The 16071-nt window shown below is 57.1% G+C and carries 13 protein-coding genes and 1 pseudogene; 8 read left to right on the top strand and 6 right to left on the bottom strand.

The window, feature by feature from the left end:
* Window positions 1-7 precede the first annotated feature (7 nt).
* Window positions 8-1018 (top strand): galactose/methyl galactoside ABC transporter permease MglC, encoded by a 1011-nt coding sequence (gene mglC / locus NWV12_RS14900; RefSeq protein ID WP_008500921.1) that lies wholly within the window; start codon window positions 8-10, stop codon window positions 1016-1018.
* 49 nt (window positions 1019-1067) lie between these two features.
* Here mglC and NWV12_RS14895 read toward each other — a convergent pair whose 3' ends face one another.
* The 6 genes from NWV12_RS14895 to NWV12_RS14870 all read right to left on the bottom strand — a co-directional run bounded on the left by NWV12_RS14895 (window position 1068) and on the right by NWV12_RS14870 (window position 6433).
* Window positions 1068-2456, bottom strand: a complete 1389-nt coding sequence (locus tag NWV12_RS14895; protein WP_101744606.1) for a glutamine synthetase family protein — start codon at window positions 2454-2456, stop codon at window positions 1068-1070.
* A 124-nt stretch (window positions 2457-2580) separates the two neighbouring features.
* A complete protein-coding gene (gene sanA / locus NWV12_RS14890; RefSeq protein WP_008500918.1) occupies window positions 2581-3297 on the bottom strand; it encodes an outer membrane permeability protein SanA in 717 nt (238 codons plus the stop codon).
* Between the two features lie 126 nt (window positions 3298-3423).
* On the bottom strand, window positions 3424-4308 hold the full coding sequence (gene cdd, locus NWV12_RS14885; RefSeq protein WP_048979991.1) for a cytidine deaminase: 885 nt from the start codon (window positions 4306-4308) through the stop codon (window positions 3424-3426).
* A gap of 129 nt (window positions 4309-4437) precedes the next feature.
* On the bottom strand, window positions 4438-5133 hold the full coding sequence (locus NWV12_RS14880) for a CidB/LrgB family autolysis modulator (RefSeq protein WP_029740398.1): 696 nt from the start codon (window positions 5131-5133) through the stop codon (window positions 4438-4440).
* The gene (locus NWV12_RS14875; RefSeq protein WP_023312463.1) at window positions 5130-5525 is read right to left on the bottom strand and encodes a CidA/LrgA family protein; all 396 of its coding nucleotides are present in this window, start codon (window positions 5523-5525) and stop codon (window positions 5130-5132) included. The genes NWV12_RS14880 and NWV12_RS14875 overlap by 4 nt, the downstream gene beginning before the upstream one ends.
* Window positions 5526-5716: 191 nt before the next feature.
* Window positions 5717-6433, bottom strand: coding sequence for a type 1 glutamine amidotransferase (locus NWV12_RS14870; RefSeq protein ID WP_048979989.1), 717 nt, complete (start codon window positions 6431-6433; stop codon window positions 5717-5719).
* 59 nt (window positions 6434-6492) lie between these two features.
* Here NWV12_RS14870 and NWV12_RS14865 point away from each other — a divergent pair, with 59 nt between their 5' ends.
* From NWV12_RS14865 to mdtQ, 7 genes and pseudogenes are all read left to right on the top strand, one after another.
* Window positions 6493-7290 carry a helix-turn-helix domain-containing protein gene (locus NWV12_RS14865; protein WP_048979988.1) on the top strand — a complete coding sequence of 266 codons (798 nt, stop codon included), beginning with the start codon at window positions 6493-6495 and terminating at the stop codon, window positions 7288-7290.
* 41 nt (window positions 7291-7331) lie between these two features.
* Window positions 7332-8264, top strand: coding sequence for a tRNA dihydrouridine(16) synthase DusC (dusC, locus tag NWV12_RS14860; RefSeq protein WP_032658946.1), 933 nt, complete (start codon window positions 7332-7334; stop codon window positions 8262-8264).
* A gap of 302 nt (window positions 8265-8566) precedes the next feature.
* Window positions 8567-9913, top strand: a complete 1347-nt coding sequence (locus NWV12_RS14855) for a carbohydrate porin (protein WP_048980097.1) — start codon at window positions 8567-8569, stop codon at window positions 9911-9913.
* 155 nt (window positions 9914-10068) lie between these two features.
* Entirely contained in the window at window positions 10069-10902 is an 834-nt protein-coding gene (gene licT / locus NWV12_RS14850; RefSeq protein ID WP_023616723.1) for a BglG family transcription antiterminator LicT, read from the top strand.
* 24 nt (window positions 10903-10926) lie between these two features.
* Window positions 10927-12893: pseudogene (gene bglF / locus NWV12_RS14845) on the top strand (PTS beta-glucoside transporter subunit IIABC).
* A gap of 12 nt (window positions 12894-12905) precedes the next feature.
* Window positions 12906-14300, top strand: a complete 1395-nt coding sequence (locus tag NWV12_RS14840; protein ID WP_048979985.1) for a glycoside hydrolase family 1 protein — start codon at window positions 12906-12908, stop codon at window positions 14298-14300.
* 326 nt (window positions 14301-14626) lie between these two features.
* Complete coding sequence (mdtQ, locus tag NWV12_RS14835) at window positions 14627-16045, top strand: multidrug resistance outer membrane protein MdtQ (RefSeq protein ID WP_048979984.1); 1419 nt, start codon at window positions 14627-14629, stop codon at window positions 16043-16045.
* The last annotated feature ends 26 nt before the right edge of the window (window positions 16046-16071 follow it).

The following is a 16071-nucleotide window of genomic DNA, read 5'->3' as shown; positions in this document are numbered from 1 at the left end:
GCTCCTCATGAGTGCGTTAAATAAAAAAAGTTTTCTCACTTACCTGAAAGAAGGCGGTATTTACGTTGTTCTTTTAGTACTGCTGGCTATCATCATTTTCCAGGACCCTACGTTCTTAAGCCTGCTGAACCTGAGTAACATTCTGACCCAGTCCTCCGTGCGTATTATCATTGCGCTGGGCGTGGCGGGCCTGATCGTGACCCAGGGGACGGACCTTTCTGCCGGTCGTCAGGTGGGTCTGGCGGCGGTTATCGCGGCAACCCTGCTGCAGTCGATGGAAAATGCCAACAAGGTCTTCCCGGAAATGGCCACCATGCCGATTTTCGTGGTGATCCTGATTGTCTGCGCCATCGGTGCGGTGATTGGTCTGATCAACGGTATCATTATCGCCTACCTGAACGTGACGCCGTTTATCACCACGCTGGGTACGATGATCATCGTTTACGGTATCAACTCCCTGTACTACGACTTTGTCGGTGCTTCCCCCATCTCGGGTTTTGACAGCGGCTTCTCGACCTTTACGCAAGGGTTCATCGCGCTGGGCAGCTTCCGCCTGTCGTATATCACCTTCTATGCGCTGATTGCGGTGGCCTTCGTCTGGATCCTGTGGAACAAAACGCGCTTTGGTAAAAACATCTTCGCTATCGGCGGTAACCCGGAAGCGGCGAAAGTGTCCGGCGTGAACGTTGCCCTGAACCTGCTCATCATTTATGCCCTGTCCGGCGTGTTCTACGCCTTCGGCGGGATGCTGGAAGCGGGCCGTATCGGCTCTGCAACCAACAACCTTGGCTTCATGTACGAGCTGGATGCTATCGCAGCCTGCGTGGTGGGCGGCGTCTCCTTCAGCGGCGGCGTGGGTACGGTACTGGGCGTGGTGACCGGTGTGATTATCTTCACCGTCATCAACTACGGCTTGACCTATATCGGCGTGAACCCGTACTGGCAGTACATCATCAAAGGCGCCATCATTATCTTCGCGGTTGCGCTGGATTCACTGAAGTACGCGCGTAAGAAGTAATTCCTCCTCGCGTTATCCGGCCCGCTCATCGAGCGGGCTTTTTTATGCCTTATGCCAGCTGTGACTCCTCTCGGGTCACGATGCGCTCAAACCAGTCGAGTTCAGAGAGCTTGCAGGCGACCCACTGTTCGGAAAAAGCGTCGCCCAGGCTGTCGGTGAGGTACTGACAGCGGGCAAAGGTCTCAATCGCCTCCTGCTGAAACAGCGGCAGCGCGGGTTCATCATGCTGCGGTTCGGGCAAATCCTCGTCGTCGATGTTTTCCAGCCCGTACAGCATGCCGGTCAGGATAGTTGCTGCCACCAGATAGGGATTGGCATCGGCCCCGGCCAGCCGGTACTCGATACGACGGTTGCGGTCATCCGAGCAGGGAATACGCAGGGCGGCGGAGCGGGTGTTATAGCCCCAGGAGTTAAATACGGGCTCCGTCAGGTTTTTACGCAGGCGACGAAACGCGTTAACGCCCGGCGCAAGAATGGCGACAGAGGCGGGCATCAGCGCCAGCTGCCCCGCGATGCACAAACGCATCATGCTGTTAAGCGCGTTCACCGGGGAAGCAAAGACGTTTTCGCCGTGACGATTGTTCAGGCTGAAATGGAAGTGCAAACCGCTGCCGGACAGCTGGCTGAAAGGCTTCGCCATAAAGTTGGCCTGCAGGCCGTGCTTTTCGGCAACGTAACGGGTCAGGCGACGAAGCGCCAGCACGTTATCGCAGACCTCAACGACGCGATGGCTGTGCTTCAGGTTTAATTCGTACTGACCGGACTCGGCTTCCGCCACGATCCCGGACAGCGGGATGCGCTGAAGGTGCGCCAGCTGTTCCAGCTCGTCAAACAGTGCCGCATGGGCCGCCGTAGTATCCATGTGAAAACAGCCCTGATTTTGCGGATCGCGATCGTCATGCCCCGTCAGATAGAACTCGATTTCCGGGGCAATCACCGGGAAGAGGCCGTGCTGGTGGAAGCGGGCCAGCACGTTCTGCAGTATCACGCGCGGCTCAAGCGGGCAGGGGTTATCGTCGCTGTCTTTCATCGTCAGCAGGATCTGCGCGTTGTGCTGCGGATCTTGCGGAGAGGGGCGCAGGGAGCCGGCGACCGGAACGCAGAGTCGGTCCGGCTCATCATGAAGCGGGGCGGCGATTTTTCCTTTCTGATCCATCGAATAGACCGAAAGGGGAAAATAACAGCCTTTTTCCAGGCTCAGCATGCTCTCCACCGACAGACGCTTGCCGCGCATCGTGCCGTTGATATCGTTCAGGTAAACGTCTACATGTTTCGTCTGGGGGTAGCGTTCCAGATAATCTGCCACTTCCACTGAAATGTTGTGCTGCAGGGCGTCAATTTTTTCATCAAGCCAGAGACCGGAATTGAGTGCGCCAGGAAGTGATAAACCGGGAAAGTTAAAATACGGGCGGAGACTTTTGAGGAAAAACGCATTCATTATTGAGTTCATAGTCATTCTTCAATGAAGCCGTAGCGGCAGTGAACTCAGCTTAAAAGAGCCGACGTAAAGGGGGGATAAAAAGCGTCAGGCCCGGCGTAAAGAAAGTATAAAGGCGGCCCTGTTATTTCTCTTTTTTCTGCATATCCAGCAGCTGCTCGGGCGTGACGGCCGGGTAACCCTGCGCGTCTTCCGGCACTTCGTGCATCGCCGGAATCGGCACCAGCGGGCCTAAAAAGCGCGGTTCGCGTTTGAAGATATACAGATCGGCCAGGGCGCCAAAACGCGCGCCGAACTCGCGCACGCGCACGCTCAGCATATCTTTTGGCGACGGCACCGCGTAACACTGCGCCTGAATGCCCATATGCAGCGCGATAAACAGCGCGCGCTCGCAGTGGAAGCGCTGGGTGATGATGATGAAGTCGTTGGTGTCGAAGACTTTACGCGTGCGCACGATGGAGTCCAGGGTGCGGAATCCGGCGTAGTCGAGCACGATATCGGCAGGGTCCACGCCTGCGGCAATCAGGTCCTTACGCATCGTCACCGGTTCATTGTAGCTTTGCAGCGCGTTATCGCCGCTCAGCAGCAGGTAGTTCACCTTGCCGCTGTTGTAGGCGTTCAGCGCGCCCTGAATGCGGTAACGGTAATACTGGTTGATCACGCCGGTGCGGTAATACTTGGCGGTGCCGAGCACCACGCCAACCTGACGATAGGGCAGGTCCTGCAGGTCATCAAAGATGTAGGGGGCGGTTTTCCAGCTCATCCAGCGGTCGAGACCCAGCACGATCAACAGCAGTATGCCGACCAGGACAGACAGGCTGTAAAAAACGCGCTTTAACATGGAGATGGCTCGTTCGTGGATGAAATTTAACTCAGGCTACTTTACCCGCCTGGTTAGCGCAAGAAACAGCGACTCAACTGAGGGGTTTTTCAGCAAACTGGCGGGCATTTCTGCCCGCCGGAAGGATTACGCAAGCAGTACGCGGTCAATCGTCGTGCAGCCCAGCGCTTTAAGCGTCGCGGCGGTCGCATCCCACTGAATCAGCGGCGCATCGGCAATTTCTGCCAGAATAGCGCGCTGAATGTCCGGATAGTCATAGCCGTTCAGGCTCAGCAGATTAAGCGCGCCCTGCAGCGGTGGCAGGGTTGGGTTAAACGCGGCGTTTTCCGCGTAGCTGCCGCTAAAGATCCGGCCATCGCGGCACTGCAGCGCCACGCCGCTCGGAGACTTGCTGTACGGCGTGTGGCTTTTGTTGGCCGCGCGAATGGCCGCCTGGCTCAGGTCATCGCCGGACAGGGCGTAACCGTGGTCCTGCTCGTCCATCAGCAGCGTTTTGATCTCCAGATCTTTCGGGCCAAACGCGTCAGGCAGATAATCTTCCAGCGTGTGCGGCGCGCGGCCCGGCAGGTTGATGCGCAGCTGCAGCCCGCTGTTCAGCTCGTTCATAAACTGACGGCAGTGGCCGCAGGGGGTGTAGTTAACGGTAATGGCGCTCAGGGCTTTTTCACCGCGTAGCCAGGCGTGGCTGATGGCGCTCTGCTCGGCGTGAACCGTTTGCTGCATGGTCGCGCCCAGGAACTCCATATTGCCACCGAAGTACCAGGTTCCGCTGACGCCGCGCGCAATGGCCCCGACGTTAAAGTGGGAGAGATCGGCCCGCGCGCAGGCGGCAGCCAGAGGAAGCAGTGCGAAAGCCAGCGCGTCTTCTTCCAGTCCCGTTGCCTGTTTCAGCATCGTGACCTGCTCCGCGGTCAGCAGGGCGGGGAAGTGTGCATCTGCCAGAACGGGAGCCAGGGCTGACTGCAAATTCTCTGCAAGCTGGGCGAAAGCAGCTTGAAAACGTGGGTGCATGGCGTTTGCCTCATAAAGGTTAATGGATCGGTAGTTTACGGAGCCGTCAGGGCTTTATATGTGATCCACTTCTCATTATGTATGCAACTTATGAAATCAAAATGAAATTTGCGCGACGCATCGCAAATTTTAGCCCATCACCGCCAGAATCAGCGGGAAAATGAACGGGGCCAGCAGGGAGGTGATAATCCCGCAGATCACCAGCGCCAGCGAGCTAAACGCCCCTTCCTGATAGTCCAGCTCCGCGCAGCGGGCGGTGCCCAGGGCGTGGGAGGCGGTCCCCATCGACAGTCCCCGTGCAGCTTTAGTGTGAATACGCATTCCGTTCAGCAGGGTGTGACCAAACACCGCACCCAGAATACCGACGAAAATGACGCACATCGCGCTGATGGCCGGGATCCCGCCGAGGCTGCCGCCGACCGCCATCGCGATAGGCGTGGTCACCGATTTAGGCAGGATAGAGGCGGCAATTTGCGGGGAGGCCCCCATCAACAGCGCCACCGACGTGCCGGTGATCATCGCCACCAGGCTGCCCACAAAACAGATGGTAATGATGGATTTCCAGCGGGCGCGGATCTGATGGAGCTGCTCATATAAAGGAAAGGCAAGCGCCACAACGGCAGGCTGCAGCAGGTCGTTTAAAATTTTGCTGCCGGCAAAGTAGCGTTCGTAGGGAATGCCGGTGAGAAGCAGGAACGGAATAATTACCACCATCGCCACCAGCAGCGGGTTCAGCAACGGCATTTTGAAACGTGCGGCAAGCTTGCGCGCGGCGAAGAACACCGCCAGGGTTAACGGCAGCGACCACCAGATATTGGCCATCATTTTTTTGTTTTCTCCCCGACCACGTTACGTTCGCCATGCACCAGATGCGAACTCCAGCTCACCACAAGGAAAACCACCAGCGTACTGACCGCGCAGGAGACCACAATCGGGCCGAACTGGGCCTTGAGCAAATCAAAATACTGCATGACCCCGACGCCGATGGGCACGAAAAGCAGCGCCATATAGCGAATAAGGACGAAGCAGCCCGGATTGACCCATTTTGCAGGCAGGATTTGCAGCGCCAGCAAAACGAAGAGGATCAGCATACCGATAATGCTGCCGGGAATAACAATCGGCAGCAGCGACGCGATGAAAATCCCGGCGTACAGGCAGGCGTAAATCAGGACGAATGCGCGCAGATATTGCCAGATAATGTTCAATGATTTGCTCATGGTGATAGTCCTTGCTGAAACGCATTCATCATACAATTAAACCCAAAAATGTGCCACGGATCACATCATGAAATTTGAGCATACCAGACATTCCAGAATGGAACGTCTGGTATCACCGCACAGGGGCAGGCTACAGTTTAGAGGAAAGGGCGTGCGGTGGCGAAGTGACGAGCCAGAGAAATGCCACTGAGTCAGGCCTCGCGTTGGGCGGCGAGTTTATCCAGAAAAGAAAACAGCGCCTGATTCATTTCGCGATAATCATGCGAGCGAAGTTTTTCCGCCGTTTCGACAAAACGAAATTCAGCCGCGCGGCGGAGATCGTTCTGCGAATGTACAATCAGCAGCTCAACCACCTCCGGCGTCAGTTCCATATGACACTGAAAACCGTAAACCCGTTCGCCATATTGCACGATCTGACGGGGGCAGCCCTCGCTGTAAGCCAGCACTTTAGCCTGCGGCGTCAACCCTGGCATGTCGTTATGCCAGTGACCGACGTTCAGCTCGTGGCCAAAATCCTCAAACAGCGGGTTCGACTTGCCTGCCTCTGTGAGCCTGACGGGAAATTTGCCGATCTCTTTTTCCGGGCTAGGACAAAACGCTGCGCCCAGCGCTTCACCGATAAGCTGCGAGCCCAGACAAACGCCAATCACCGTTTTACCTGCCTCTATTGCGCGGCCGATGAGCCGTATTTCCGCCTGCGCGTCAAACCAGGGGCACTCCTGAAGCGTGGTGGCAGGTGACTGCGGGCCTCCCATGATGATAAGCAAGTCTGTGCTCTGCAGATCCTCGGGTAAGGGATCGCCCTGATAAACTCTGGAGTAGCTCATACTACAGCCGCGATTTTTCCCCCAGATTTCATATGCGCCTGGCGCTTCGAAATGTTCATGAATGATAAAATGAATGTGCATTGCGTCTCTCTCCGGTTACGTGTACAAGCAGCATCATAAGAGGAAGGGAGGAATGTGAAATGCCAACCGTTATCGATAAAACGCCAATTCACGACGATGCCATCGGTTGGTCCCGAGGGGCAATTAGCTATACGCGCGGCGAAGTGGATCCCCCTCACCGGCATTCACAGGGGCAGCTTTTGTTTGCCATCAAAGGGGTGATGCTGGTCGAAACCGGCAATAAGCGTTGGGTCATACCGCCACAGCGCGCGCTGTGGATTCCTCCCTTTCAGGAACACACCTACAGCGTGTTATCCGCAACGGAGCTTCGCGCGGTCTGGTTTAGCCCCGCGCTGATATCGCAATGCGGATCTTTTAAACGGAAAGAAGAGGTTCACGTGATTATGGCGACAGCGCTGTTCAAAGAGCTGATTGCCGGGCTGTTCAGTGCGCAATACCGGCCAGCCAGTCAGCGCAGCATGGCCGTTTTGCTGCTCGAAATCCTCAGCGAGGCGCAGCAGATTTCGGCGGAATTACCGATGCCCGTGGATGAGCGCTTACATCGCGTTGCCTGTGACATCATTGCCAGCAATCTCTGGGACGTTTCGATGGACAGGCTGGCGGAACAGGCCGCGATGTCTGAACGCACATTCTCACGCGCGTTTATCAAAGATACCGGGTTTAGCTTCCGGGCCTGGCGTCAGCGCGCAAGGATTTGTGCCTCGCTGGACCTGCTCGCCAACGGATACCCGGTTAAGCAGGTGGCCTGGATGCTGGGGTTTTCCGGGCAGGCGGCATTTGCGGCGGCGTTTCGCGCCATTGTGGGGGCAACGCCGGCTGACTTTCTCCCTGAACAGAAGCGCTTCCCAGCGATATAGAGAGCGGCTACTATAGCGCGTCTTTTTTCACAGGTACTGTTATGCGTGTTTTACTGGCCCCAATGGAAGGCGTGCTCGACTCCCTCGTGCGCGAGCTTCTGACCGAGGTGAACGATTACGATCTCTGCGTGACGGAGTTTCTGCGCGTGGTCGATATGCTGTTGCCGGTAAAATCTTTCTTCCGCCTGTGCCCCGAGCTGCACAACCAGAGCCGGACCTCTTCCGGCACGCTGGTGCGTATTCAGCTGCTCGGCCAGTACCCCGAATGGCTGGCGGAAAACGCCGCCCGCGCGGTTGAGCTGGGCTCTTACGGGGTGGATCTCAACTGCGGCTGCCCGTCGAAGCTGGTGAACGGCAGCGGCGGCGGGGCGACGTTGCTGAAAGATCCTGAGCTGATTTACCGCGGCGCGAAAGCCATGCGTGAGGCCGTGCCTTCGCATTTGCCGGTGACGGTGAAGGTGCGCCTGGGATGGGACAGCGACGCGCGGCAGTTTGAAATCGCCGATGCGGTGCAGCAGGCCGGGGCCACCGAGCTGGTGGTGCATGGCCGCACCAAAGACGATGGCTACAAGGCCGAGCGCATCAACTGGCAGGCGATCGGCGAGATCCGCAAACGCCTCACCATTCCGGTCATCGCTAACGGCGAAATCTGGGACTACGAGAGCGCGCAGGCCTGTCTGAAGGCCACCGGCTGCGATGCGGTGATGATCGGTCGCGGCGCCCTGAATGTGCCCAACCTCAGCCGGGTGGTGAAATATAACGAGCCGCGAATGCCGTGGGCAGACGTCGTCACGCTGCTGCAAAAATACAGCCGACTGGAAAAGCAGGGCGATACCGGCTTGTATCACGTCGCGCGAATTAAACAGTGGCTGAGTTATTTACGCAAAGAGTACGATGAAGCGCTGGGATTATTTCAGGAGATTCGGACATTACAGACTTCGTCTGATATTGCCAGGGTGATTCAGTCAAAATAATAAGCGTTAAATTGCTCACACTTTTTTAAACCAGAAAACAGTTCTGGTTTTCAACGTGGCGCGACGGTGTTAAGGTGCCACTGTTTTCAACGCAGGATTGTTACTGGCTAACAGGCAAAACCTAAGCGTTTCACAGCATTTTCGCTGTGGAGCGCTTAGGTTTTTTTTTGCCTCTCGTTTACGCAGGAGAGAAATTTGGCTTAGTGCTTTTTACTGATTTTAAAAAAACGAAATATCGACAGGAAATAGAAAAATTTCCTGCGGCCGGTTACGCACAAAATACTCAATCACAGGTTGTTATCATGGCATATAAAAATAAACTCTATGCGCTCGCCTTATTGACGATATCCCCGCTGTCGGTGGCGCAGGACTGGAACGGAACGGTATTAGGCTTTGAAGCTCCTCCGGAGCCTGTTCTGGGCGAAATGCTCGGCATACGTAAAATCCTCAACGATAACGGCTTTACCTGGAACCTCGGATATCTGAATGAAATTGGCTGGAACGGCGGTGGCGGATATAACCACGACTCCCACGTGGCCTATATCGACCAGTTTGCGCTGACCTTCAGCCAGGAACTGGAGCGCTGGACCGGTATCCCGGATGCGCGTATCGAAGGGAACATCGTCAACCGTAACCACAATGACGACCTCACCACCAAACGCGTGCAGGACCCGCGCGTTAACTTTAACGACCTGACCCAGGAGAGCTGGGGCGGGCAGTCGATTACCCGTCTGGGCTGGCTGACCTTTGCCCGCAGCTTTGACGACCGGCGTCTGACCTGGCGCATCGGGATGATGAACAAGGTGCAAACCTTCGATCAAATCATCCCCTGTGATTTCCAGCTCCTGTCGCAGTGCGGCGGGAAGTCAGCCAACTCGCTGACGTGGAACAACTGGAACGTTCACACCTGGGGCACCACGCTTGCGTATAAATTAACGCCGACGCTGACCCTGAAGGGCGGCGTGATGGAGCAAAATCCCGAGGCCTCCAGCCGCAGCCACGCGTGGAGCTGGTCGACGAAGGGCAGCAAAGGGGTCTTACTGCCGGTTGAAATCGAAGCGCGTCCGCTGATTAACGGCCTGCCGGGGGCGTACAACCTGGGCGTGGTGTTTACCAACGCGCCGCAAACCGATCTCTATCGCGGCAAATCCGGCGGTGCGGGCGCGACGGACCCGAACGGCTTTGATACCCACAGCCGGACCTGGTTCATGTACGCCGGGCTGAACCAGCAGCTTACGCAGCATCAGGATGACCCGAATCGCGGGTTGAGCACCTCTTTCAGCATGAGCCTTGCGGATCAGAGTACCAACTACATGCACCAGGTTTACGCCGCCTCGCTGCGCTACCGCGGGCTGTTTGACGCGCGGCCGGAAGACTGGATTGGCTTCGGGCTAACCTGGATTGATATGAGCAGCCAGTACGCCCGCAACCAGCGCTATATGAACAGCCTGAGCGGCGTGTCGGACTATAACGATCCGGCGTATCACCCGGAGCCAGGCCACTCCCTGAACGGTGAGTTTTATTATCGCTTCCGTCCGGTGTCGTGGCTGGAGCTGCAGCCGGGCATTCAGTACTGGCACCATCCCGGCGGGGTCAGTCGCACCCAGGATGCCTGGGTGACGGAGCTGAAAACTGTCGTGACGTTCTAGCAAGTTCGATCCGCGTCACGTTTCTGACGCGTGACGCATTGAGGCTATGAATGAAACTGATAGAGTGCCAGAACTGGATTGTTACTGCTAAGGCAGGCAAAACCTGATTTTCTGGCATCTGCCGGAGGTCAGGTTTTTTTGTTTCTGGGGTTCAGATGAAAATCGCCAAGATACTCAATAATAACGTGGTGGTTGTTCAGGATGAGCGCGGGCGCGAACAGGTGGTGATGGGCCGCGGGCTGGCCTTTCAGAAGCGCGTCGGCGAAGCGCTGGATACCGCGTTGGTTGAAAAGGTGTTTGCGTTACAAAGCGATGAACTGGTGCGTCGACTCGGAGAGCTGCTGAGTCAAATTCCGCTGGAGGTGATGACCACCTGCGACCGCATCATCGGGCTGGCGGCGCAGCGGCTGGGCAAGCTGCAGGAGAGTTTGTATATCACCCTCACCGACCACTGCTACTTTGCGATTGAGCGGCAGAAGAACGGGCTGGCCATCAAAAACGTGCTGCTGTGGGATATTAAACGGCTGTATCCGAAGGAGTTCGAATTAGGACAGGAGGCGCGGGCCATTATTGCCAGACGCCTGAACGTCGAGCTGGAAGAGGATGAGGCCGGGTTTATCGCGCTGCATCTGGTCACCGCGCAGCTCAACAGCGAAATGCCGGAAGTGATGCACGTGACGCGGGTGATGCAGGAGATCCTGCAGCTGGTGAAGTATCAGCTGCAGCTTGAGTATGATGAAGAGTCGCTCAGCTATCAGCGTTTCGTCACCCACCTGAAGTTTTTTGCCCAGCGGATGCTGACCCGCACCGTGGTGGAAGATGACGATGTCTCGCTGCATACGGCAGTAAAAGACAACTACGCGAAAGCGTGGAAATGCGCCGAGAAAATCGCCCAGCACCTGAACAAAAGCTATCAGCGTGAGCTGACAACCGAAGAAATTATGTTCCTCGCCATTCATATTGAACGGGTGAGAAAAGAGGGGCGCTAAGCCTCAAAACAGGATTGTTACTGCATCACGCAGGCAAAACCTGAGCGCGGCCTTCGTCAGAAGGTCGTTCTCGGGTTTTTTTATTTTTTGTACTCAGTCAACAGGTGCCTGCAGGCATCGGATGTAAGGAAATCGAGATGGAATACCAGGCTTTAGCGAAGGATATTCTCGGCCACGTTGGCGGAAAAGAGAACATCGTCAGTCTTGTACACTGCGCGACCCGGCTTCGCTTCAAACTGAAAGAGAATCAACGGGCGGATGCGGAAGGGCTGAAGAAAAACCCGGGCGTCATCATGGTGGTCGAAAGCGGCGGCCAGTTTCAGGTAGTGATTGGCAACCACGTCCACGACGTCTGGCAGGCGGTGCGCCATGAGGCAGGCCTTACCGATGACGCGCCCGTCGTGGAAGAGAGGGGCGAAAAAGGGAATCTGCTGGGCCGCCTGATTGACATTGTCTCCGGGATCTTTACCCCGTTTATCGGCATTCTGGCCGCGTCCGGTATTCTGAAAGGGCTGCTGGCGCTGGCGGTGGTGTGCGGCTGGCTCAGCACCGAGAGCGGCACCTATAAAATCTGGTTCGCCGCCAGCGACGCGCTGTTCTTCTTCTTCCCGCTGGTGCTGGGCTACACCGCCGGGAAAAAATTCGGCGGCAACCCGTTTATTACCATGGTCATCGGCGGGGCGCTCACCCATCCGATGATGATTGCAGCGTTTAACGCCAGCCAGCAGCCGGGCGCGGTATCGGACGCTTTTTTGGGCATTCCCGTCACCTGGTTTAACTACAGCTCGTCGGTGATCCCGATTATTCTCGCCGCGTGGGTCAGCTGCTGGCTGGAAAAGCAGAGCACCAGGCTGCTGCCATCCTCGATGAAAAACTTCTTCGCGCCGCTGATCTGTCTGGGCGTGACCGTGCCGCTGACTTTCCTCGTTATCGGGCCGCTGGCGACCTGGCTGAGCCAGATGCTGGCGAACGGCTATCAGAGCATTTACGTTCTGGCACCGTGGCTGGCGGGCGCGGCGATGGGCGCGCTGTGGCAGGTCTGCGTTATTTTTGGCCTGCACTGGGGGCTGGTGCCGCTGATGATTAACAACCTGGCGGTGCTGGGGCATGACTCCATGCTGCCAATGCTATTGCCCGCGGTGTTTGGCCAGGTGGGGGCGGCGCTGGGGATCTTCCTGCGTACCCGCGACGCCCGTCAGAAGATGCTGGCGGGTTCATCGGTCACGGCCGGGATATTTGGTATTACCGAACCGGCCGTCTATGGCGTAAACCTGCCGCTGCGCCGCCCGTTTATCTTTGGCTGCGTGGCGGGGGCTATCGGCGGGGCGATTGTCGGCTTCAGCGATACCCACGTTTACTCCTTCGGCTTCGCCAATATCTTTACCATCGCCCAGATGATTCCGCCGGGTGGGGTAAACGCCACGCTGTGGGGCGGCGTGATCGGCACCGCGGTAGCGCTGGTGCTGAGCTGTGGCCTGACGCTGGTGGCAGGTATGCCGGGACGCGCAGAGGCGGAAGCTGCGGTTATGGCAAGGGAAAACGATGTTTTATCCCCGATGACCGGGACCGTTCTGGCGCTCGACCAGGTGCCGGATACCACGTTTGCCAGCGGCCTGCTGGGCAGCGGTGCCGCGATTATTCCCTCGGATAACAAAGTGGTGGCCCCGTTTGCCGGCGTGGTGGCCTCGCTGTTTCAGACCAAACACGCCATCGGCCTGCTCAGCAACAGCGGAATTGAAGTGTTGATTCACGTGGGGATCGATACCGTGAAGCTCGACGGCAGGCCGTTTACCGCCCACGTGAAGGTGGGCGACAGGGTACAGCCCGGCGATCTGCTGCTGGAGTTTGACCGACAGGCGATTATCGATGCCGGATACGACCTGGCGACCCCGATCATTATCAGTAACAGCGATGAGTATCGCGATGTGGTGACCGTGGCGGCAACGTCCGTCAGTGCCGGTGCGCCGTTACTCAGCGTAAGCCATCAATAACAGGAGAACGTGATGAAAACTTTCCCGGACGATTTTTTATGGGGCGGCGCGGTTGCCGCGAATCAGGTAGAAGGCGCGTATCTGGAGGAGGGAAAAGGGCTGTCCACCTCAGACGTTCAGCCGCAGGGTGTCTTCGGCCCGGTGGTTGAGCGCGTGGCGGGCGACAGCGGCATCAAGGACGTCGCCATCGACTTCTATCACCGCTACCCGGAAGACATCAAACTGTTCGCTGAGATGGGCTTTAGCTGCCTGCGCGTCTCCATTGCCTGGACCCGCATTTTTCCGAACGGCGACGAGCAGCAGCCTAACGAGGCGGGGCTGGCGTTTTACGACCGGCTGTTTGACGAGCTGGCCGCGCACAGCATTACCCCGCTGGTGACGCTCTCGCATTACGAAATGCCGTGGGGGCTGGTGAAGCAGTACGGCGGGTGGGGCAGCCGCCAGACCATTGGGTTCTTCGAGCGCTACGCCCGTACCGTGTTTGCGCGCTACAAGGAGAAGGTGAAGCTCTGGCTGACCTTCAACGAGATCAATATGTCTCTGCACGCGCCGATGACCGGCGTGGGCCTGCCGGAAACCAGCAGCAAAGGTGAGGTGTACCAGGCGATCCACCACCAGCTGGTGGCCAGCGCGCTGGCCGTGAAGGCCTGCCACGAGATTATCCCGGATGCCAGAATCGGCAACATGCTGCTGGGCGGCCTGATGTATCCGCTGACCTGCAAGCCGGAAGATGTTCTGGAGACGCTGCAGGAAAACCGCGCGTGGCAATTCTTTGGCGACGTGCAGTGCCGTGGCGCCTATCCGGGCTATATGCAGCGCTTCTTCCGCGACAGCGGGATTCAGCTTGAGGTAACGGATGCCGACCGCGAGGCGCTGAAATCGACCGTCGATTTTATCTCCTTCAGCTACTACATGACGGGCTGCGTCACCGCGGATGAGGCCCTCAACCAGCAGGCGCGCGGCAATATCCTGAGCATGGTGCCAAACCCGCATCTGGCAAGTTCCGAATGGGGCTGGCAGATTGACCCCATCGGCCTGCGTACCCTGCTAAACGTGCTCTGGGATCGCTATCAGAAGCCGTTGTTTATCGTGGAAAATGGCCTGGGGGCGAAGGATAAACCGGATGCGGACGGCGTGGTGCAGGATGACTATCGCATCAGCTACCTTAACGACCACCTGGTGCAGGTGCGTGAAGCGATTGATGACGGCGTTGAGGTGATGGGGTATACCAGCTGGGGGCCAATCGACCTGGTGAGCGCGTCTAAAGCTGAACTCTCCAAGCGCTACGGCTTTATTTACGTCGATCGCGATGACAGCGGTAACGGCACGCTGGCGCGCAGCCGTAAGAAAAGTTTCTACTGGTATAAAGAGGTGATTGCCACGAAAGGGGCTTCGCTGAAAGCCTGATATTAATGACGTTGCCCGGCTCTGAGCCGGGCAAATAGATTAGAAAATCATCTTGAATACGCCGGTAACCACTAAGAGCCCTATCAGAAATATAATTAAAATAACCCACAGTAATATTTTCATTCCTTTCTCCCGCTCATGTATGTCCTGAATAAGTGTAGCAGCGTATTTATATTTGGCGTGAATGCATTGAATTTAATCATTCTCTTTGGGAATAAATTTCCGGGTATTAAAATGTATGACAATTTGCGGATTGCCACGCGTTACTAAAAAAATGAACGATATCGAGCGTAACGTGCGCCTTTATTTTTTGAGTGTATGGCGTCATGAAACGTTCTCTTATTTTATCTCTGAGTGCACCCTTCGCTTTTATTCTGGCAGCCTGTGCGCCTGAACATGCCACGGTGTCTCCCGTTAAAACGCAAACCGCTGCGGCATCGGTGAATACAATTCTTAATCATCAGGACTGGCCGAAGAATGAGTGGTGGAAAGCGTATAACGATCCCCAGCTTAACGGGCTGATTGCGAAAGCGTTGAGCGATGCGCCGGATATGCAGATTGCCCGTCAGCGCATTACGCTTGCCGAAGCCCAGGCCAAAGCCGCAATGGCCGCTGACGGTCCGCAGATTGATTTTTCCGCCGATGCGGAACGCCAGAAAATGTCCGCCGAAGGGCTGATGGGGCCTTTCGCCCTTACCGACCCGGCTGCAGGCACCACCGGGCCGTGGTACACCAACGGCACCTTTGGCCTGACTGCTGGCTGGGAGCTCGATCTGTGGGGAAAAAATCGCGCCCGGGTCGAGGCCCGGATTGGCAAAGTGAATGCGCAAAAAGCGGAGCTGGAGCAGACCCGCCAGCTGCTGGCCAGCAGCGTGGCGCGGCTTTACTGGGAGTGGCAAACTCAGGCCGCCGCAGGGGAGGTTCTCGCGCAGATCAAACATGAGCAGGACAACATAATCGGCGCCGATCGCGAACTGTATCAGCACGGGATCACCTCCTCCGTTGAAGGGGTGGAAACCGATATCGACGCCAACAAAACCGAAGAACAGCTGGCAGAAGTCAACGGGAAGATGAAAGCCGTTGAGGCGCGTCTGGTCGCGCTGACGAATTCTTCCTCCGTAACGCTTACGCGGCATGCGCTGCCGACGGTTGACGCCGCGCTACCGCCGACGCTCGGTTATGAACTGCTGGCACGCCGTCCCGATCTTCAGGAGGCGCACTGGTATATCGAAGCCTCCATGAGCGAGGTGGAGGCCGCCAGAGCGGCTTTCTATCCTGACGTGAACCTGATGGCGTTCTTACAGCAGGATGCCCTCCATCTGAGCGATCTGTTTCGCGCTTCAGCGCAGCAGATGGGCGTGACCGCCGGGCTGACGCTGCCGATCTTCGACAGCGGCAGGCTGAACGCCAGCCTGGATATCGCCCAGGCGCAGAACAATCTCTCGGTCGCGAACTACAACAAAGCGGTGGTCGAAGCGGTCAATCAGGTGGCGCGCACGGCCAGCGAAGTCGAAACGCTGACGGCGAAGAACCGCCATCAGCAGCAGGTCGAAAAAGATGCGGCGCGGGTTGTGGCGCTGGCGCAGGCGCGCTTCAGCGCGGGGATTGTTGCGGGCTCGCGGGTCAGTGAAGCCAGGATCCCGGCCCTCAGGGAAGACCTCGCCGGATTGTTGCTGAAAGGCCAGTATGTCGACGCCACGCTGCAGCTGACGTCGGCGCTGGGCGGCGGCTATCATCATGGCTAAAAATGGTCATTATCTATACTTACCTC

The organism is Enterobacter sp. Crenshaw (assembly GCF_024734705.1).
Taxonomy (GTDB): Bacteria; Pseudomonadota; Gammaproteobacteria; order Enterobacterales; family Enterobacteriaceae; genus Enterobacter; species Enterobacter asburiae_B.
This window is presented reverse-complemented; position numbering and strand designations above follow the sequence as displayed.